The following is a 19,084-nucleotide window of genomic DNA, read 5'->3' as shown; positions in this document are numbered from 1 at the left end:
CCCGCTCCTCGCTTTCGATTACCCAGAAACACCAATGCCCCGAACCAGTCAGGGCGTTGGCTTGGCCTGCACTCAGGGAGTTTTCACACGGCCTGCGACGCGGGGCTTTTTGTTGGTGGGTCGCAGAACCGTAGAACGACGGCCGCGATATCCAGCCACCCGCCCTCTCAGCGAAAAGAGGAATGGCCAACCGGGAGGCCGCGTAGCGCCCTCACACCCTGAACCGCCCTACCATCCCCTGAAGCTCACGCCCCAGCCGCGCCAGCGCCTGGCTGGAACCCGCCGTCTCCTGGCTCGCGGCCGCCGTCTGCTCCGCTACCGCCTGCACCCGGAGGATGCTGCGGTTGATCTCTTCGCTCACCGCGCTCTGCTCTTCCGCCGCCGTGGCGATCTGCAGGTTGCGACCACGCAGGTCGTCGATGGCGCTGTCGATGCTTTCCAGCGCCTGTCCGGCCTGGCGCGCCAGGTCCACAGTCAGTTGACTCATGTCCCGGCTGCCGAGCATGGCGTTGGCTGTCTGCTGCACACCCTGCTGTAACTGGCCGATCAGTTCCTGGATCTGGCTGGTGGAACTCTGCACCCGCTTGGCCAGACCGCGTACCTCATCGGCCACCACGGCGAAACCTCGACCCGCCTCGCCGGCACGTGCCGCCTCGATAGCGGCATTTAGGGCCAGCAAGTTGGTCTGCTCAGCCACCGAGCGGATCACATCCAGCACGTAGCCAATCTGCGCGCTGTCCTCATGCAGCCGGGCCATGACCTCGGCGGAGGTCTCCACGCCAGCCGCCAGGCGCTCGATCTGAGTGATGGTGGCCTGCACCACCTGGTTGCCCTTGCTTGCCTCTTCGCAGGCGAGGTGCGCCGCGTCGGCAGCCTGTCCCGCATTGCTTGCCACCTCCTGCACCGTGTAGGCCATTTCCTGCATCGCGGTGGCAACCTGGATGGTTTCCGACTTCTGCTCCTCGACCCCCGCGCGGGTCTGCTCGGTTACGGCGGACAACGCCTGGGCGGCGCCACTGATCTCTCCCACGCCGCCGCCGATGCCACCGATCAGCTCACGCAGGCTTCCCTGCATGCCCTGCATGGCCTGCTGCAACTGACCCAGTTCGTCGCCCCGCGCCAGCGGCGCCTCGCCGCGCAGGTCACCTCCGGCGATGCGCCGGGCCTGGGCGAGGGTTGCTCTCAAGGGGCGCACGATCTGCCCCGTGATGCCCCAGGACGCCAGCAGCGCCACCAGCAGAGTCACCCCTGCTATCGCCAGTAAATGCAGGCGTACGCGAGCCGTTTCCCGGTTGCGTCGTTCCAGCAGCGATGCCTGCAGCTCACGGCTCAGGTCCTGCACTACCGCCGCCCGTTCAGCCATCGTGGCAGTGGCCGTCGCCATGCCGGCAATGCCCTGGCGAAAGCGCTCCAGCGACTGCTGGAACAACTCCAGTGCCTTCAGGGTTTCGTCGAGTACCGCGCCGCTGCGCTCCGGCAGTTGACCTTGCAGCGTGCGAGTAGCCTTGGCCAGCGCTTCGCCTGCTTCGAAGGCGGCGCGCTCGCGTTCCGGCGATGAAGAGCGCACATACACCAGGGTGAGCAGGCGCAGCTGGAGGAATTGCTGGTTGAGCCGACCCACCGCGCGGATTTGGTCAAGCATGGCGTGGGTGTCGAACAGTTGCTCGAGGTCTTCGAAGAACTGCCCCTCCAGACGCGTGAAAGCCTGCATACCCTGCTCCGCCGCGGCAACACCGAAACGGCTGGCATCCTGCTGTTCGGATCGGGCGAGCACCAGGTCGGCGAAGGCTTCGCGATAGGCCTGGGTGGCCTCGCTCATTTGCGCCACACGCCGGCGGTCGGCATCGTCGTCGAGCAGACGTCCAAAACTCTCGGCATTCTCCAGCAGACGGGTGGTGAGCTGCTCGACCTGCACGCGCTGCGCATCGTCGCCCTGGGCGGCGAAATCCAGGCGGGCACGGTCGGCCAGGAGTACGTGCAGATTGAGATCGCTGCCCTGGGCCAGTTGGTCGCCGCGCTGGCTGAGGCCGTCCAGGCTGAGCACGGCCGCCAGGGTGATCAGTAACGCCAGCAGTAGTACCAGCGCGAAACCCAGGGCCAGCTTGACGCCAACGCGAAGGTCGGCCAGCCGAGGAAGATGAAGTGAACGCATGGCAAGGCTCGGCAGGGAGGCGGCGGCCGAAGCCGCCGCCCAGGACTCAGAAGTAGTAACCGATGTTCAGGTTGGTGCGGAAAATCCACTCATCGCTGCGCGAAGAGGTGGTGCTGGTGAAACCGCTGCCGCTCTCGGCTCCGCCATAGGGGTTGGCGTTGCGGCCCCAGGTGAAGTCCAGCCAGCCCATGATCGGCATGGCGATGAACTGCACGCCGGCGGTGTACATCTGCGAGTCGTCCCAGCCGCTCTTGTCCTTGAACATGCGGCTGTAATCGTTGTAGAAGCGCAGCTTCTTCAGCATGCCCATGTTCGGCGTGGGCACGTCATAGGCCACGTTGAAGGAGGCGACGGTGGACTCGGAGGCAATCAGGTAGGCCGGTGTCAGGCCGTTGCCGCCCATGAGGATGGCATCGTCACTCACCCCGGCCGGGTTCTTCGGGTCGAACTCATAGCGGATGCCCTGGGTGGTCACCGACCAGTTGCCGCTGTTGATCACCGCATGCAGGCCACCGGCCCAGTAGTCGCCGTCGTCATCTGTGGTGGCGTTGTGCAAGCGTGCCGCAGCGAGCGAAGCCCCAATCTCGGTCTTCCAGCCGTCACCGGCGAAGTTGCGCGCAACGCGCAGGTTCACCTGGTCGCGCTTTTCGTTGTCCTGGCGCGAGTGGATAGCCGGGATGGCGTTGTCGTTCAGGTCCGAGAAGCGCCCAACTTCAGGGGAATAGCGCAGGTCGCTGGGCAGCATGCGCGGGAAGTAGCCGGCCTGGATGTGCCAGTCGGCGTCCTTGTAGACGTACTTGGCGCCGGCCCCGGCGCTGACCCCGTAGCCGAGGAAGAACGGGATGTGGTAGCTCCAGCCGAACTGCGGGTAAGGCTCGAGGCCGAAGGGCTTGAACGGCGCCCCCAGTTGCAGGCTGGAGGTATCGCTGAACTTGTAGCCAACGAAGCCCCGGTCGATGGAGTGCTTGCCGTCGTCCTGAAACCAGTAGCCGACATCCGAGAAGAAGTCCTTGTGGGTCGCCTGCACATCCAGGCGGAAGGTGTCGAAAAGGAAGCGGCCGTTGTTCTCGGTGGTGTCCCAATCCTCGTCGCGGTAGTTCATGCGCAGGGCGCCGCCGATATCCAGGGTGCTTTGGCCGTCATCGCTGCGCAGGCTGATGTGGGGGAAAGCCTTGGCCGGCTTGGCGACTGGGGAGGCGGGACCGGCGGATTGGTCCGCCATGGCCGAAACAGTGGAAAACGCGAGACCAAGGGACAGCAGGTACTTGTTCATTACGACCTCATCTGCAAGTTCGCTAAGGCAGAGTTTTTTTGGCAAAGCGATACCCACCGACTGAACTTCGCAGCAACTTTAAAATTGCAATTACGAGATGCTCAGGCGCTTCGCTTATTGCTCGTTAATTGTTTCCAGGACTTTCCGTCGACCTGTCCGGCTGTTACCCGGCAGCGCTGCCGGGGGCCGACTTCATCGCGAGGCGTTTCACCTACGATACGTTGTTTTGAGCATGAATCATGCCATCACAAAACAACCCGAGTAACTCAAATAAAACCCTTTAAATACAATTGTTTATATGCTGAACGCGACACTTTGTACCGCCCTCGAAACGTGATGAATGCGGGGTAACAAAAACGCACAAAGTGCGTGCGTAGAATCTTCACGGTGACACTTTATGGGGATATCTGTCGTTTCACTGAAAAAACAAGGTGGAAAAGTCTGAATAGCTTTCGGGGATATTCGAATAGCACAAACAAACTTCAAACGCTGCCCAGAGAAAAAGGACTCAACAAGGTGCAACACGGAACTTCGGAGAACAGCGGATCAGGTTGAGTTGGCAGGATGGTGTATTTGCCTTTGTACATCTCCTTGCTGGTCGCGCCTGACGAGGAGAAAGATGACGGCATCCGGCGAGACAGTCCGCATTCGCCAGCAAGCTGGCTCCTACAAGGGAATCCAGAGTCGCACGGAGGCGAGCGACATGGATGCAGGGGAAAATGAGCAAGGCTCACGCCCCCAAGCCGGATTGCCAAACCCGTACTAGCCGTCCTCCCCGGCCAACCACGAGGAACAAAAAAAAGCCGGCGTCACGAGCGCCGGCTGAAGGGGTAAACAAAGGAGCACAACGGGTGAAGCGGTATTACAGATCCAGCACTAGACGCGAGCCCTTGCAGCCGGAAACACAGACCATCATCGTCTGGTTCGCCGCCTTCTCAGCCTTGGTCAGCACGCCGTCACGGTGGTCCGGTTCGCCTTCCAGCACACGGGTTTCGCAGGCGCCGCAGACACCTTCGCGGCAGCTGCAATCGACCTCGATGCCCGATTCAAGCAGCGCATCGAGCAGCGACTTGCCCCCCGGCACCTCGACGCTCTTGCCACTTCGAGCCAGTTGCACCTCGTAGGTGCCCTGGAGCGCTGCGGGCGCCTGGGGTGCGGCAGCGAAGCGCTCGATGTGCATGTTCGGGTGACCAAGGCTTTCGCAGAGGTTCTCGAAGGCATCGATCATCGGCGTCGGACCGCAGCAATAAAAATGCGCGCTGGACGGCCGCTCGGCGAGGAAGCTCCTGAGGTCGACAGGCCCGCCCTTCTCATCATCGAAGTGCAACTGGATATTGGCATCGCTGGCGGCCAGCTCTTCGACGAAGGCAGCCTCCTTGCGCGAGCGCGCGCAGTAGAGCATTTCCACCGATCGGCCCAGGGCGCGCAGCCGGTTGAGCATGCAATAGATGGGCGTCACGCCGATGCCGCCAGCCACCAGAACGGTGTGTTCTGCGTCTTCGTCCAGTTGGAACAGATTGCGTGGCTGGGAGATCTGCAACTGCATGCCAACCCGCAGGTTCTGGTGCACGTAGGCCGAGCCACCACGGCTATTGCGATCACGCAGAATACCGACCACATAACGGCTGCTGTCTTCCGGCGAGTTGAGCAGGGAGTAGCTGCGCACCAGCCCGTTGGGCAGGTGCAGGTCGATATGAGCGCCAGCGCTGAAAGGCGCGAATACCTGATCGCCGCATGGGCGCAGCTCGACACTGGTGATGCCTTCCGCTTCGAAGCGCAGGGTATGGACGAAGGCCGTAAGCGTGTTGTTGTGAGTCATGTTCTACCTCTGTTTCAGGCTTCGTCGCAGTTCGCCAGATCGATGTCCAGACGCGCCCAGGCGTCAATTTCCACCACCAGTTCGGGGAACACCAGGCCACGGACCTCCACCAGGGTGGAGGCCGGGAAGATGTTCTGTCCGGCGAAGAAATCGCGCCTTGCGCGCCCGACCTCGTCCTTGTCGGCGATGCGGGTGACATAGACGTTGAGCTTGTAGATATTGCCGATGTGTCCGCCCGCCGCTTCCAGCAACGCCTTTACCTTGCCCAGCACCACTAGGGTCTGGGCATGGGCGTCCAGCGGTTCGCCACGCTCGGCCGCTTGACGGGTGGCCGGGTGCCCGGTCATACCGGACATCACCAGCTCCTGCCCCACCAGCAGGGCATTGGACCAACTGGCGGTGGGCTGCTCGGGCAGGGCGTTAGCGCGGATGCGACGGACGGGGGTCATAGCTGCTTGGCCTCAATGAGCTCCAACTGAGCCTTGGCCAGGTTCTTCATGTGGCGGCGCAGTCGCACCAGGCCCAGGTCGTGTTGGTAGAGGTTTTCGCGCTGGTTAGCGTCCGACTCCATGAACTCGAGCATTTCCCGGTCCTGCTCCAGCACCGCCCAGTGACGGGCCTCCAGGCGGTTCTTGTAGAGGAAGCGCCAGGTGTCACGTTGCCAGCCGGTAAGCGCCCGGCAACGCCAATGGAACACCGCGGAGAGCTCACGGCTGATAGGCGTGTAGCTGCCGACGATATGGAAGTTGCCGCCCGGGCCGCCGGTCTTCGGATAGGGGATCTCCAGGCGCATCCAGTGCACACCGGTATCGGCCCACTCGGTCCAGTCGAAGTTGACGCCGCGCTGACCGTCCTTCTCGAAGATGAAGCCCGTGTCCGTGTCGCGGGTGACGAACTTCGCCTGGCTCTCACCTTCGGACATGGAATGCGACTGCTTGTGCAGGTAGGTGCCATGCATGGGGTCCATGACGTTGTCCAGCACGTAGCGGTAGTCGCCGCGCCACTCCGCATAGCAGAGGAAATGTGAGAACGCCGGGTCGGTCAGCTGCTCCGGCAGCACCAGCGGAGGCGCCTCCTCGATGTTGCTCGCCGAGTTGTACAACCACACAGCACCTGCCGCCTCGGTCACGTGGAAGTAGCGGGTGGCCTGGCTACCTTCCAGCTTGCAGCCGGGGCTGCCGGGGACGCGGGTGGTGACGCCATCGCAGCGCACTTCCACACCGTGGTAGGGGCACTGCAGGCGGTCACCCAGGTTCACCCCACGCGACAGTGGGGCGCCACGGTGCGGGCAGTGGTCTTCGAGGGCATGCAGGGAGCCGTCCGTGTCGCGCCAGAGGGCCAGTTTGTAGCCCAGGCGACGCAGGGACACCGGCTTGTCGGCGATGAAGCCGACCGGACAGATGGGGTACCAGAGGTTCTTCAGACCATTGGCCAGGAGTTGTTCAACAGGGTCCACGGTGCTCATATCGGTTTCCTCTTGAAGGGAATTCACTCGCCCAGGCGAGCCATCAGGGTCTTGTAGGCGTCCTCGGTCCAGGGCCCACCGCCGGGGCATGTCGGGCCGGCCTGGTTGAGGTAGCCGAGCAGACCCGGCAGGTCATGCAGCCCGGCGGCGTAGGCACGCTCGATGGAGTCACCGAGCAGGTCTTCGAAAGAGTTCGGCTCGCGGGAACGTGCCTGATGGGGTTCCAGATAACGGTCTTGCATTTCATTGGCCTCCATTGCGGACCCGTTCGCGGATGGATTCGCGAACCGGGACGAAGTCGTAGGTCGGGTAGCATTCGGTGCGGAACACGCCCCAGGCGGAGCGTTCCAGTTCAACGTTGATTCGTGGCAGCAGAGCTGGCGGCAGGCGCAGCGTGACGATCTGTCCCAAGCCCATGGCAACGGTCCAGGAAACGATCTCGACGCCTTCTCCGGGGAAGCGTTCCCACCACTCCATGGCCTTCATGTGGGCCTGGATGTCCTCGAGGTTCTTGGTCTGGTCGTGCTTGAGCAGCACGGTCAGCAGCAGGGTCTCGCTCATGGCCGCCTCAGCGCTTGGGCTTGTCGGTGAGGAACTTGCCTTGCGGCGCCTCGACGTTCTTCTGCCGCCGGGTGTTGCCGTCCAGGCCACCGGCGATGGCCCACTCGGCAAAGACGGTGGGACCCGGCTCGAACTCGCGGGCCTGCCACTCACCGGTCAGTTGGTCTTCGTCGGCGTAGTACTCCACCAGCGCGCCGGCGGGGTTCCTGAAGTACCAGAAGTAGGCGGACGACACCGGGTGGCGGCCCGGACCGATTTCGGTGTCCCAGCCGCAACGCGAAATGTGCATGCCGCCGCCGAACACCTCATGGATATCGCGCACGGTGAAGGCCACGTGGTTGAGGCCGGCGCGCGGCTGCGGCAGTTGCAGCATGAACAGGTCGTGGTGGCCGCCCTCCTCCGCGCAACGCATGAAGGCGCCACGGTTCGGGTAGCGGTCGGAGCAGACGAAGCCGAAGCGCTCGCGGTAGAAGCGTTCACAGGCGTTCACGTCCTTGACGAAGAACACCACATGTCCCACCTCGATGGGCTGGGCGCGTTCGTAGATAGGGCTGGCCTGGTTGACTCGCCCCTTGTATTGCCAGGTATTGGACTGGCCGCACTGCACCTGGATGTCGCGCTTCTTCGTGACCTGGAAACGAATGGCCAGGCCATTGGGATCAAGGCAGCCGATGCGACCTTCCCCTTCGGTAAAGCCGGGGTCGTTGGCGATACGTTCGGCGTAACGCTTGAGGTCCGCCTCGCTCTCCACGCCCCAGACCACCTCGCGCAAGGTGGAGCCGGCCTCGATGGCCGGGGGCAGGCCGGGTGTATCCAGCGGCGAGACAATGACCCGGCAGCCGTTGAGGCTTTCGAACACGACCCGGTCGCTGCCCGACTCCACCTGCTTCAGGCCCCAGTCGGCGAAGAAGCGAACGCTGGATTCCAGGTCCTCCACGCCGTAGGTGATTTCGTCGATTCCCAATACGCTCATCGCGTTTTCCTCGTCAGTGGCTGCCGGCCCAGGCCAGCGGCTGTTCGTTCAGGCCCCAGTAGAGGCTCTTCTGCTCCATGTACTGGAGGATCCCCAGGCGGCCCTTTTCGCGGCCCAGGCCGCTGTCGCGCCAGCCGCCGAACGGGGTGGAGATGGAGAACTGCTTGTAGGTGTTGATCCACACGGTGCCGGCCTGCACCGCTCGGCCCAGCTTCCAGGCTCGCTGGAAGTCGCGGGTCCAGATGCCGGCGGCCAGCGCGTAGCAGCTGTCATTTGCCTGCTCGATAAGCGCAGCCTCATCCTCGAAGGGCATGGCCACCAGCACCGGGCCGAAGACTTCCTCCTGGCACAGACGGGCGTCGTTGGAGAGGCCTTCGATGATGGTCGGGGTGTAGAAATAGCCACGGTCGAACGCCGCACCGTGGGGGCGGATGCCGCCGGTGCGCAGGCGGCCGCCTTCGGCCACGCCCATCTCGACGAAGCGCTCCACCGACTCGCGGTGACGTGCGCTGATCAGCGGGCCCATCTGCGTACGTTCGTCGGCCGGGTCGCCGACACGCAGGGCTGCCGCGCCGGCCGCCAGGCGCTCCATGAACGCCTCGTAATGCTCATGGGCGACGAACAGGCGCGAGCCGGCGATGCAGGACTCGCCGCTGGAACTGAAGATGCCGTAGAGCACCCCGGCTACCGCATGGTCGAGGTCGGCATCGGCCAGCACCATGGTGGGCGACTTGCCACCCAGTTCCATGGACACGGGCATCATCTTGTCGGCGGCGATGCGCGCGATGTGCTTGCCGGTGCTGGTACCGCCGGTGAAGGACACGCGCTTGACGAGCGGATGGCGGGTCAGCACGTCGCCGATCACCGAGCCCTTGCCCGGCAGCACGCTCACCAGGCCGCGCGGCAGGCCGGCCTCATCGCAGATGCGCGCCAGGGCCAGCGCCGCAAGCGGGGTAATCTCAGCCGGTTTCACCACTACCGCGTTGCCAGCAGCCAGGGCCGGCGCCATCTTCTGCGCCTCGGAGGCAATGGGCGAGTTCCACGGGGTGATGGCGGCCACCACGCCCATGGGCTCGTACACGCTCATGGTGACGAAGTCGCCGCGCGACGGTGTGATGGTCTCTTCCAGGGTTTCGCAAGCAGCGGCGAAGAACTGGAAGGTGGCGGCGGCGCTGGCCACCAGGTTGCGGGTTTCCTTGATCGGCTTGCCGTTGTCCAGACGTTGCAGCTGCGCCAGTTCTTCGCTGCGCTCGCGGATCAGCGCGGCGATGCGGTAGAGCACGGCGGCGCGCTCATGGGGCTTGCGCTGGGCCCAGCCGCTTTCACGGAAGGCGCGGTGAGCGCCCTGGATGGCTTCCTCAACATCATCCAGGCTGGCCGCGTGCAGGCGGGCGATGGCCTCGCCGGTGGCCGGGTAGAGGCTGGTGTAGAGATCACCACCGCCCAGGCGCCACTCGCCAGCGATGCAGATGGGTTGGATCGGGTTCAGGTCTATCACGGTAGTGCCCCTAAATCGAAATCACATGGGCGTGGTTGCCCAAGGCGCGGACCACGCTGTACACGGTCAGCGCCGACGTCTTGGGGTTGGCCGCCAGCGGCTTGCCGCGCAGGGTCAGCTCGAAGCCGCCGAAGGCGCCGCTGGCTTCCACCTGGTGAACGTTCTCGCAACTGGCCGGGTCGGCGATCAGACGCACCTGGGTGCGGTCCAGGCCGAGGCCGGCGAGCGACAGCGTGGCGGCGACGTTGGCGTTCTTCGGGTAGAGCCGTGCGGCTTCGCGGGCGCTGCCTTCGAAGATCACCTGCGCCTCGGCCAGATGCTCCAGGTCGCAGACCTGCTCACCCGGCGTGCCCAGCCAGGCGCGCGCCGGCTTGCGGCCGGTGTAACGCACCGATTCCAGCCCACCCACCTTGGCCGCCGACAGCGCATCGATACCGCCGATGGCACCGGGCAGCAGTTCGATACGGGTGCCGCCGAACTCCGCGGCGGCCTCCAGGCGTTCCACCAGCCCTGGCTCGGACAACGCGCCCACCGATACCACCAGGCAGGGAATGCCCTGGGCCAGTGCCGGCAGCACGTGCTGCTCGATGGCGCGATGCCCGGCGCACTCCACCAGCAGGTCGGGACGCGACCCGACGGGCAGCTCGCTGAGCACCTGCGGCGGCTTGCGCAGGCTGGCCAGGCGCTGGCGAACCAGCGCTTCGGACTCCGACGGGACTATCACCGCATCGACGCAGAGTTGCGGGTCGCTCTCCAGCAGTTCCAGCACACCGACGCCAATGGCGCCGCAACCGATCATGGTGATATGCAACATGGCATCTGCCTCAGACAGTGGCCTTGGCGGCCTTGGCTTCGTTGGTCGGCGGACCGGCGAAGATGGTCTTGAAGCTGCCCACCGAGAGCATGTCCACTTCCAGCAGGAAGGGACCGGACTCGGCCAGGGCGCCATCCAGCACGCTGCTGAATTCCTTCAGGTCGCTGACCTTGGCGTGGCGCAGGCCAAGGGAGGCGGATAGCTGCGCGTAATCCGGGGTGTGCAAGTCGACGTAGCAGCGACGGCCACCGTAGGCGGCGTCCTGGATGTTCTTGATCACGCCATAGCCTTGGTCGTTCATCAGGACGATGACCATGTCGGCTCGCTCCTGGACGGCAGTGGCCAGCTCACCCAGGTTGAGGATGAAGCCACCGTCACCGGCCAGTACGAAACTCTTGCGACCACGTGCGGTTTCCGCCGCGCCCACCGCCGCACCGATGCCCATGGCCAGGCCCTGGCCGATACCACCGCCGAGCGCATGTACTCCGGCACGCGGGCTGAAGATTTTCAGATGGCGGTTGCCCCAGGTGCTGTTGGAAACCGTGACGTCGCGGACCCAGTTGAAATCCCTGCCGGCCAGGGCCTGCAGCTGCTCAACCAGGGAGGCGTACGGGCCAAGGCCATCCACCAGTTGGGCACGGGCCTGGTTGCGCGCAGCGGCCAGGTCAGCGGCGAAGGCCGGGTCGACCGATAGGCGTCCTTCGAGCCGATCGGCCAGGCCCTTGAGGACCAGTTCAGAGTCGCCACAGACGAAGAAGTCACTGGGGTAGCAGCGGCCCTCCGCCGTGGCATCGGCGTCTGCCCGGTAGAGCGGACGCGGGAGCTTGAGCTCGTACTTGAGGGTTTCGTTGCCGCGCAGGCGCGAGCCAACGACAAGCATGGCATCACAGCTCTGGTAGAACTGCTCCACAGGCTTGTTCAGGTTGAAGGCGCCGAGCGAGCGTTCGTCGTCTTCCGGGACGATGCCGCGTCCCTGGGTGCTAGTGACCACACCCACGCCCATGGCCAGCAGGCGCTGGACCTGCTCGCCCGCGTGACGCGCACCGCCACCGAGCCAAAGCATCGGCCGCTTGGCCTTGGCGAAGCGCGCGGCCAGGTCGTCCAGGGCCTGTTCGGAGGGCTTGGCTACTGGCACCGGCAGTGGTGAGAGATCGGCCGGCATATTGATCAGGGCCGACTGAATGTCGATCGGGATTTCCACGCTCACCGGTCCGGTGGGCGCAGTCAGGGCGGTCTGCACGGCCAGCTTGATGGTGCTGATGGCGGTGTCGACGCTGCGCACGCGGAAGGCCGCCTTGGAGATGGCCTTGAGCATGGTCAATTGGTCCGGTGCCTCGTGAATGTAGGCCAGGCTCTGATCCAGGTAGGGGGTTTCGATCTGCCCGGTCAGGTGCAGCAGTGGCGTGCCGGCGGTGAGCGCCTCCACCATGGCGCCAGCCGCGTTGCCGGCGGCGGTGCCGGTGCTGGTCAGGCATACACCCAGGCCACCGGTGGTACGGGCATAGGCGTCGGCCATGTTGGCTGCACCAGCCTCGCCACGGGCCATCACGAAGCGAATGTTGCCGCGAATGGCGAAGGCGTCGAGGATCGGCATGTTGTGGATGGAGATCACCCCGAAGGCGGCCTTGACGTCGCACTGCTCGAGGAAGGCGGCGATAGCGGCGCCGACGGTGACTTGGTTTTCGTTACGCATGACGGGACAAACCTCCGGAAACATCGATGTGACTACCGGTCGTGTAGGCAGACAGGGGGGAAGCGAGGAAAACAATGGCGCGGGCCGCTTCTATCGGCTTGCCCAGGCGCCCCAGGGGAATCTGTTTGCGTTGTGCCAATTGGCCGGTCCACTGCGTCCAGTCCTGTTCGCGCTCCTCGCGGGACTCGAAGCGGCGGCGCCACTGGCCGGACTCGACCAGGCCGATGAGGATGCCGTTGACCCGCACACCCTTCGGGGCGAACTCGAAGGCCATTGAACGCACCAGGTTCTTGACCCCGGCGCGGGCCGCGCTGGTGGCCACCATGTGCGGCTCGGGCTGGCTGGCCAGCAACGAGTTGACGCATACGATGGCGGCATCCGCCTGACCTTCCAGTTGCGGCAGGAAGGCGCGCACCGGGTGGATGATGGAGAAGAACTTCAGGTTCAGTTCCTCGCTCCAGGCCTCATCCGTGGTGTCGGCGAAGGTGGAGACGCGGCCCTGGCCGGCGTTGTTGACCAGGATGCTGGCGCGGCCCAGCCGTGCCTGGCTGGCCTCGGCGAAAGCCAGGACCTGTGCTGAATCGAGCACGTCGCAGACCTGGGCGAACAGGCGCGCCTCAGGGAAGCGCTGGCGCAGGCTGCTCTCGGCGCTGTGCAGGCGGTCGGCGTTGCGCCCGCAGAAGGCCACGGCGGCGCCTGCTTCCAGCAGCAGCTCGACCGTGGCCAGGCCGATGCCGGAGGAGCCGCCAGTGACCACCGCCACGGCGGAGGACAGATCACACATGCTCATGCTGCTTGCTCCGGAAGATGGAGGTGACGTTGTCGTGGCTCTCCGGGGTGTAATTGAGCAGGTGCGAGAGTTCGTCGGCACTGCCGCACACACTGCGTACCAGACTGTCGATGCGGGTCGGTTCGATGTGCGCCGACGGAATGGTGGCTCCCATGGCGGCCACCACCTTGCCGCTGTGGTCGCGCACCGGTGCGGCCACGGTGGAGATGGTCGACTCGAAGAACCCCTCGCCATGGACGAAGCCGCGCTGGCGGTCGCTTTGCACCAGGTCGAACAGCTCCAGCACCGTCTTCGGGGTATTGGGCGAGAACTGCTCCAAGTGTTCTTCCGGGTACAGCTCGCGCAGCTCACCGAGAGACAGGTCCTGCAGCAGGATGCGGCCAAGCACGGTGGCATGGGCCGGCAGACGGGTGCCGACGTTGACCGTGCTGGTCAGCAGGGTCGACGGCGACACCTTGGCCACGTAGACGATGGAACGACTATCGCGCACCACCAGGTTGCAGGGATAGCGGATCTCGTCGCACAGGCGGTTCAGCAGCGGCTGGCCCAACTCGGTCAGTTCCAGCGATGCCAGGTACTCGAAGCCCAGGCGCAGTACCGCCATGCCCAGGCGATATTCATTGCCGAGGCGAGTGACGAAACCCATGGTCTCCAGGGTGGTCAGCAGCCGGAAGATGGTCGAGCGCGGCAGTTTCAGGCGTCGCGCCAGCTCCGGCGCCGACAAGGTACGGTTCTTCCGGCTGAATTCGCAGAGCAGCAGCAGGCCGCGCTCGAGGCCGGGCACGATGTACTTGTCTTGCTGGTCGTCTGACTTATCCATTGGCGGTTCCTTCAAGAGAGTGGCGTTGCGCGTGGCCAATGCGTCCTGCGACCACTTCGGGTTGTTCGATGGGGCTGGCATGGCCGGCCCCGGAAATCAGCGAGAACGGTGCGCCGAGCTGGCGGGCGATGGCACCGCAGGCCTGTGGCGTGGTGATACCGTCGTCCTCACCGCAATGCACTTCGCAAGGGGCCGTCGGCAGCCCGTGGCCCAGCAGGTCGTCACCGCAGAGCAACTCGACGGCCTGGCGATAGCCATGGGGGTTGAGCCGCGCCATGTTCCAGCGAACCCAGGCCAGGGCGTCCTCACTGGGGTTACGCCCCAGCAGGCGGGTCGTACGCTCGCTGGCCATGCCGTCGATGCCCAGGCGCTCCAGGTTGCCCAGGCGCTGGCGGCGCACCCGCTCGCCGGTGTCGCGCAGCTCGGCCGCGCCATAGCCGCGCGCCGGGCTCAGCAGCACCAGGCGACGAACCCGCGCCGCGCCGATGCCGGCCGCATAAGCGGTGGCCATCAACGCGCCGAGGGAGTGGCCCACCAGCAGGCAGCTGTCCACGTCCAGGGTATCCAGCAGCAGCTCCAGGCGCGCGGCGTAGTCGCCGGCCTTGGGTTGCGCCGGCGGCAACGGGGTGGACAGCCCATAACCTGGCGCATCCCAGGCGATCACACGGGAGCTGGCAGTCAGACGCTGGGCGCAATGCAGCCAGGACGCCGAGCCCGAGCCGATGCCGTGCAGTAGCACCACCACCGGACCCTTGCCGCATTCGCGGATGGCCACCTGGATGCCGTCGGCCAGTTGCACCAGTCGCTCGGGAAAGCACTGCTGCAGGCTCGGAGCGGGGATGTGGGTCTGCGCCATGTTCATCGGTGACCTCAGCGCTTGATGCTCGCCAGAGGGTGCTCCGGCGGATAGGTCGGGGTGATGGGCTTCTTCGCGCCGAGCATTACGCACATCAGCGCGTCTTCGTCGCCGATGTTGATTTCCTCGCGGTACACGCCTGGCGGCACGGAAATGACATCGCGGTCGGTGAGGATGGTTTCGAAGCGCTCGCCGTCTTTTTCCAGGACCACCTTGAGCTTCCCGCGCAGGACGAAGAACACCTCTTCGACGTCGATGTGCAGGTGCGGCGGGCCTTCGTGACCGGCGGGGATCACCATGGTGGAAAAGGTGAAGTGCTCTGACGGGATAGTGTTCATGTCACTGGCCACACCGGTGCCGCCCGTACCGATGTAACGCATCTGCGCACGGCGGAACTTGGGGTCGTAGTCGGCCTGGAACTTCAGTGCGTTCCAGTCGTACTTGCGCGTGGAGTAACGGGCGATACGGGTGTTGCACCACTCCTCGAAACTGGCGCCTTCGGGGCGGTCCCAGGATTTGGGGGCGTTCTGGTTCTGGTTCAGATCGGTCATGGATTCCTCCGGATCAGGGCATGACGAACCCGCCGTTGACCGGCAGGGTTTGTCCAGTGATGAAGCGGGAAAGGTCGGAAAGGGCGAAGAGCACCGCGCCACAAACGTCGTCCGGGACCTGGGAGCGCTTGAGGGCGCGCTGGTCCAGGTACAGCTGGTGACGGGCGGCGGGCACATACTGGGTGGCCTCGACCTCCACCAGACCGGGCGCGATGGCATTCACAGTAATGCCATCGCCACCCAGTTCGCGGGCCAGGCTGCGGGTCATGGCGATCACCGCCCCCTTGCTGGCGGTGTAGGCCAGCAGGTTGGGCGCGCCCCACAACGGCGTGTCGGAGGCCAGGTTGACCACGGCGCCCTGGCCGGACTGACGCAATGCCGGCAGGCAGGCGCGAGTCATCAACCAAGTGCCGCGCACGTTGACCTGCAGCACACGGTCGAACATCGCGATCTCCAGCTCCTCGCAGCTCTTGCCGCCGGAGTTGGTGATCGACGCGTTGTTGACCAGGCCATCGAGTCCGCCGAGCAGGTCGACGGTTGCACTCACGCAACGCTCGATGGAGGCCGGGTCGGCCAGGTCCAGGGACAGGCCGCTGACGTCCAGGCCCAGTGCGGCGAGTTCGTTGGCAGAGGCTTGCACGCGGTCTTCCAGGATGTCGGCGATCACCACCCGGGCACCGGCTCGGGCCGCAGCCTCGGCGAAGGCGTAACCCAGACCACGGGCGCCGCCGGTGATCATCACGCGGCGACCTTGCAGTAGCGAGTTCAGGCTCATGGCATTCACACCGTGCTCAGGTTGGCTTTGGGCAGGTAGTGCAGGACGCGCTTCTCGGCCCAGACCACCGCGCTATAGGCCAGCACGCCAATCAGGGTGAGCATGACGATGGCGACGAATACGCCCGCGGTATTGCCTTGACCTTCGGAGTCCACCAGCAGGAAGCCGAGGCCCTTGTTGCCGCCGACCAGCTCACCCACGGTGACGCCGATCACCGCCAGGGTGGAGGCGATGCGCAGGCCGGAGAACAGCGCGGCCATGGCCGAGGGGAACTCCACCAGGCGGAATATCTGCCAACGGCTGGCACTCATGGCGCGCACCAGGTTGATCATGTCCGGGTCGACAGTGCGGATGGCCGAGAGCACGTTGATCATCACCGGGAAAAACACGATCAGCACGGCAATGAGGATCTTCGGGTAGACCGTATAACCGAGCCACATCACGAACAGCGGCGCGAAGGCCACCTTCGGCGCGATCTGCAGCGCCAGGATGTAGGGCGAGAGCATGGCCTCGGTGGTAGGCGACAAGCCCAGGGCGACGCCGATGGCCACGCCCAGGAGGGCACCCAGGCCGAAGCCGATGATGATCTCCAGGGTGGTGATCGCGGTGTGCTCCAGCAGGTCGGCGTTGCGCCACATGGCCACGCCCTCCTCCGCCACGCGGCTCAGCTTGGGCAGGACGAACTCGGGCATGCCCAGCAGGCCGGGGCCCCACTGCCAGCCGGCGAGAAACAGGACCAGCAGCGCAATACTGCCGAGCATGGGTTTGTTCAGGCTGTTCATCAGGTCACCTTATTGCTTGGCGGCCACGCCGTCGGTCTCGACGAAGCGGTTGGTATAGAGCTCATCCAGCGGGGTTTCGCGGCTGACGATGCCTTCGCTGACGTAGAACTTGCGGACCTTGTCCAGGCGTTCGGAGTCGATGCGGCCCAGGGGGTGCTGATTGGCGTAGACGTGCTCGACGTAGAGGCGCAGGACCCTCTCCAGGCTGGCCTCCTTGCCCTTGTAGCTGGGCACCGCCTCGGCGAAGGTGGCAGCCGCGGCCTTCGGGTCGGCGATGATGTCCTGCATCCCCATGAGGGTGGCCTTGACCACGCCCGCCACCACATCAGGTTGTTTCTCGATGGCCTCTTCGGAAGCGAGGATCGCCTGGGCCATGCTTTCGAACACTTCCCTGCCCGGCATCAGCTTGACCTTGAGTCCGGCGTCCTCGGCGTTCACCACCCAGTCCGGCACACCGGCCATGGCCTGGGACTTGCCGGCGGAGAACAGCTGCCAGACACCCGACGGGCCAGCCGCCTGGACTTCCACATCGGACTTGTCCAGCCCGGCCTTGCGCATGGATGCCAGCAGTGCGTAGTAGGTGGTGTCGGAGTAGGACATCACGGTCAGGGTCTTGCCCTTGAGATCCTTCACGCTGTTGATGCCGGCCTTCTCGTCGGTAGCGATCATGGTCACGCCGCTGGCACCCAGCACCGCTACCGCCTTCACCGGCACGCCGTTGGCGCGGACGATGATCGGGGTGTCGCCGATGGCGCCGCCCACCAAAGCGTTACCGGCGCCAATCTGCTTGGCCACATCCACCCCGCCCTTGCCGGCGACGAAGGTGACATTCAGATCCTGCTGGCCGTAGTAGCCCTTGTGCTGGGCGATGATCCAGGGGGCGAAGGCAGGCGAGTTCGGCGGCGCCGGCAGCAGGTAGGTGATTTCCTTGGGCGCGGCTTGCGCAGACACACCGGCAGCCAAGGCAAGGGAAAACAGCGAGGCGTTGATCAGGGACTTGAACATCTGCAGCTCCTGTTGGGGATTCAGGTCAGGTGGCGGGTCAGTGCAGCTCGGCGTCTTCACCGACTTTCAGCAAGGTCATCAGGCGCCCGGCCAGAGGGCCGATTTCCTGGAGCTTGCGGCGTTCTAGCGGGTTGTTGCGCAGCGGCAGGCTCACTTCGATTTCCTCGATGATGTTGCCCGGACGGGCGCTCATGACGAGGATGCGGTCGGACAACGCGATGGCTTCGATCAGGTCGTGAGTGATGAACAGAGCCGTCTTCTTCTGCTCGAAAAGCATCTGCGCCAGATCCTGCTGGAGGATCATCTTGGTCTGGGCGTCGAGGGCCGAGAACGGCTCGTCGAGGAACAGCACCTGCGGGTCGGTAGCCAGGGTCCGGGCCAAGGCGGCACGCTGGCGCATGCCACCGGAAAGCTGGAAGGGATAGTGGTCGCCGAAACCGGTCAGGTGGCACTTATGCAGCATTTCTTCGGCGATGGCGCGTCGCTCGGCTGCCGGACGACCCTCGATTTCCAGCCCCAGTTCGATATTGCGGCGAATGCTGCGCCAGGGCATCAGCAGATCCTTCTGCAGCATGAACGAGACTCTGCGCACCGGACCGGTCACACGCTCGCCGCCGACATACACCTCACCCTCGGTCGGGGTATAGAGGCCAGACCCCATGTTCAGCAGGGTGCTCTTGCCACAGCCCGACGGGCCGATGATGGACACGATCTCACCGCTGCGAATGCTGAAGTTAAGGTTCTGTACGGCAACCGTGGGTTCAGCCTGGCCCTTGACCGGGAAGCGTTTGGTGACACCCCGGAACTCGATCTCGACGCGGGCGTCGTTTGCCTTGGATGCGCCCTGCGGTTGTTCTGGGGTGTAGATACTCAACGAGGTGGCTCTCATCTATTTCTGGCCTCACACTTGTTTCATATACGAAACATTGTTTTATTTATAAAACGTGCATGAGACGTGCCAGGAAATAGGTGCTTGCAGAAGCCTCCTTGTTTCGAGGGTTAAACCTTATTAATCAATTAGTTACGATTACAATCAGACAGATCCAACGGAAATTGCTGACCAACGACATGGGAAGAGTCGAGAGCACCTTCAGGTGAGTCCTACGGAACTGGGTCCCAGGTGCACAACTTCGGAGCAGGCATGCTCCATTTGGTAACAGGCGTTGCTGTTCTACACATAAAACGACGTTTCACTTGTGAAACAGATCGATCATCACATGAGAAAGCGTCACCCGCGAACAGCGGACAAAAAGAAGC

19 protein-coding genes are annotated in these 19,084 nt (G+C 64.4%); all 19 read right to left on the bottom strand.

Annotated features, from left to right (window positions below; all coding sequences use genetic code 11):
• Positions 1-211: 211 nt before the first annotated feature.
• Positions 212-2,152 (bottom strand): methyl-accepting chemotaxis protein, encoded by a 1,941-nt coding sequence (locus G559_RS0114295; RefSeq protein WP_028628876.1) that lies wholly within the window; start codon positions 2,150-2,152, stop codon positions 212-214.
• 46 nt (positions 2,153-2,198) lie between these two features.
• Positions 2,199-3,425, bottom strand: a complete 1,227-nt coding sequence (locus G559_RS0114290; protein WP_028628875.1) for a hypothetical protein — start codon at positions 3,423-3,425, stop codon at positions 2,199-2,201.
• A gap of 862 nt (positions 3,426-4,287) precedes the next feature.
• A complete protein-coding gene (locus tag G559_RS0114285) occupies positions 4,288-5,244 on the bottom strand; it encodes a PDR/VanB family oxidoreductase (RefSeq protein ID WP_028628874.1) in 957 nt (318 codons plus the stop codon).
• 14 nt (positions 5,245-5,258) lie between these two features.
• Positions 5,259-5,693, bottom strand: a complete 435-nt coding sequence (locus G559_RS0114280; RefSeq protein ID WP_028628873.1) for a RidA family protein — start codon at positions 5,691-5,693, stop codon at positions 5,259-5,261.
• Positions 5,690-6,709 carry an aromatic ring-hydroxylating oxygenase subunit alpha gene (locus G559_RS0114275; RefSeq protein WP_028628872.1) on the bottom strand — a complete coding sequence of 340 codons (1,020 nt, stop codon included), beginning with the start codon at positions 6,707-6,709 and terminating at the stop codon, positions 5,690-5,692. Before G559_RS0114275 ends, G559_RS0114280 begins: the two co-directional genes overlap by 4 nt.
• A 23-nt stretch (positions 6,710-6,732) precedes the next feature.
• Positions 6,733-6,951, bottom strand: a complete 219-nt coding sequence (locus tag G559_RS0114270; protein ID WP_028628871.1) for a recombinase-like helix-turn-helix domain-containing protein — start codon at positions 6,949-6,951, stop codon at positions 6,733-6,735.
• A 1-nt stretch (position 6,952) separates the two neighbouring features.
• On the bottom strand, positions 6,953-7,270 hold the full coding sequence (locus tag G559_RS0114265) for a hypothetical protein (protein ID WP_028628870.1): 318 nt from the start codon (positions 7,268-7,270) through the stop codon (positions 6,953-6,955).
• A 7-nt stretch (positions 7,271-7,277) separates the two neighbouring features.
• Complete coding sequence (locus G559_RS0114260; protein ID WP_028628869.1) at positions 7,278-8,243, bottom strand: VOC family protein; 966 nt, start codon at positions 8,241-8,243, stop codon at positions 7,278-7,280.
• A 13-nt stretch (positions 8,244-8,256) separates the two neighbouring features.
• Positions 8,257-9,741 carry an aldehyde dehydrogenase gene (locus tag G559_RS0114255; protein ID WP_028628868.1) on the bottom strand — a complete coding sequence of 495 codons (1,485 nt, stop codon included), beginning with the start codon at positions 9,739-9,741 and terminating at the stop codon, positions 8,257-8,259.
• Between the two features lie 10 nt (positions 9,742-9,751).
• Positions 9,752-10,555, bottom strand: a complete 804-nt coding sequence (locus G559_RS0114250; RefSeq protein ID WP_028628867.1) for an aspartate dehydrogenase — start codon at positions 10,553-10,555, stop codon at positions 9,752-9,754.
• 10 nt (positions 10,556-10,565) lie between these two features.
• Positions 10,566-12,248 carry a thiamine pyrophosphate-binding protein gene (locus G559_RS0114245; RefSeq protein ID WP_028628866.1) on the bottom strand — a complete coding sequence of 561 codons (1,683 nt, stop codon included), beginning with the start codon at positions 12,246-12,248 and terminating at the stop codon, positions 10,566-10,568.
• Positions 12,241-13,038, bottom strand: coding sequence for an SDR family oxidoreductase (locus tag G559_RS0114240; RefSeq protein WP_028628865.1), 798 nt, complete (start codon positions 13,036-13,038; stop codon positions 12,241-12,243). The genes G559_RS0114245 and G559_RS0114240 overlap by 8 nt, the downstream gene beginning before the upstream one ends.
• A complete protein-coding gene (locus tag G559_RS0114235) occupies positions 13,025-13,858 on the bottom strand; it encodes an IclR family transcriptional regulator (protein WP_028628864.1) in 834 nt (277 codons plus the stop codon). The genes G559_RS0114240 and G559_RS0114235 overlap by 14 nt, the downstream gene beginning before the upstream one ends.
• Entirely contained in the window at positions 13,851-14,720 is an 870-nt protein-coding gene (locus G559_RS0114230) for an alpha/beta fold hydrolase (RefSeq protein WP_028628863.1), read from the bottom strand. Before G559_RS0114230 ends, G559_RS0114235 begins: the two co-directional genes overlap by 8 nt.
• Positions 14,721-14,728: 8 nt before the next feature.
• Positions 14,729-15,265 carry a cupin domain-containing protein gene (locus tag G559_RS0114225; protein ID WP_028628862.1) on the bottom strand — a complete coding sequence of 179 codons (537 nt, stop codon included), beginning with the start codon at positions 15,263-15,265 and terminating at the stop codon, positions 14,729-14,731.
• 13 nt (positions 15,266-15,278) lie between these two features.
• Entirely contained in the window at positions 15,279-16,040 is a 762-nt protein-coding gene (locus G559_RS0114220) for an SDR family oxidoreductase (RefSeq protein WP_028628861.1), read from the bottom strand.
• Between the two features lie 5 nt (positions 16,041-16,045).
• Positions 16,046-16,822, bottom strand: coding sequence for an ABC transporter permease (locus tag G559_RS0114215; RefSeq protein WP_028628860.1), 777 nt, complete (start codon positions 16,820-16,822; stop codon positions 16,046-16,048).
• Positions 16,823-16,831: 9 nt separating this feature from the next.
• Positions 16,832-17,827 (bottom strand): ABC transporter substrate-binding protein, encoded by a 996-nt coding sequence (locus tag G559_RS0114210; protein ID WP_028628859.1) that lies wholly within the window; start codon positions 17,825-17,827, stop codon positions 16,832-16,834.
• 37 nt (positions 17,828-17,864) lie between these two features.
• The gene (locus tag G559_RS0114205) at positions 17,865-18,716 is read right to left on the bottom strand and encodes an ABC transporter ATP-binding protein (RefSeq protein WP_028628858.1); all 852 of its coding nucleotides are present in this window, start codon (positions 18,714-18,716) and stop codon (positions 17,865-17,867) included.
• Between the last annotated feature and the right edge of the window lie 368 nt (positions 18,717-19,084).

This window comes from Metapseudomonas resinovorans DSM 21078, from assembly GCF_000423545.1.
Lineage (GTDB): Bacteria > Pseudomonadota > Gammaproteobacteria > Pseudomonadales > Pseudomonadaceae > Metapseudomonas > Metapseudomonas resinovorans.
The sequence above is the reverse complement of the archived record's forward strand: the minus strand, read 5'-3'. Positions and strand labels throughout refer to the sequence as shown.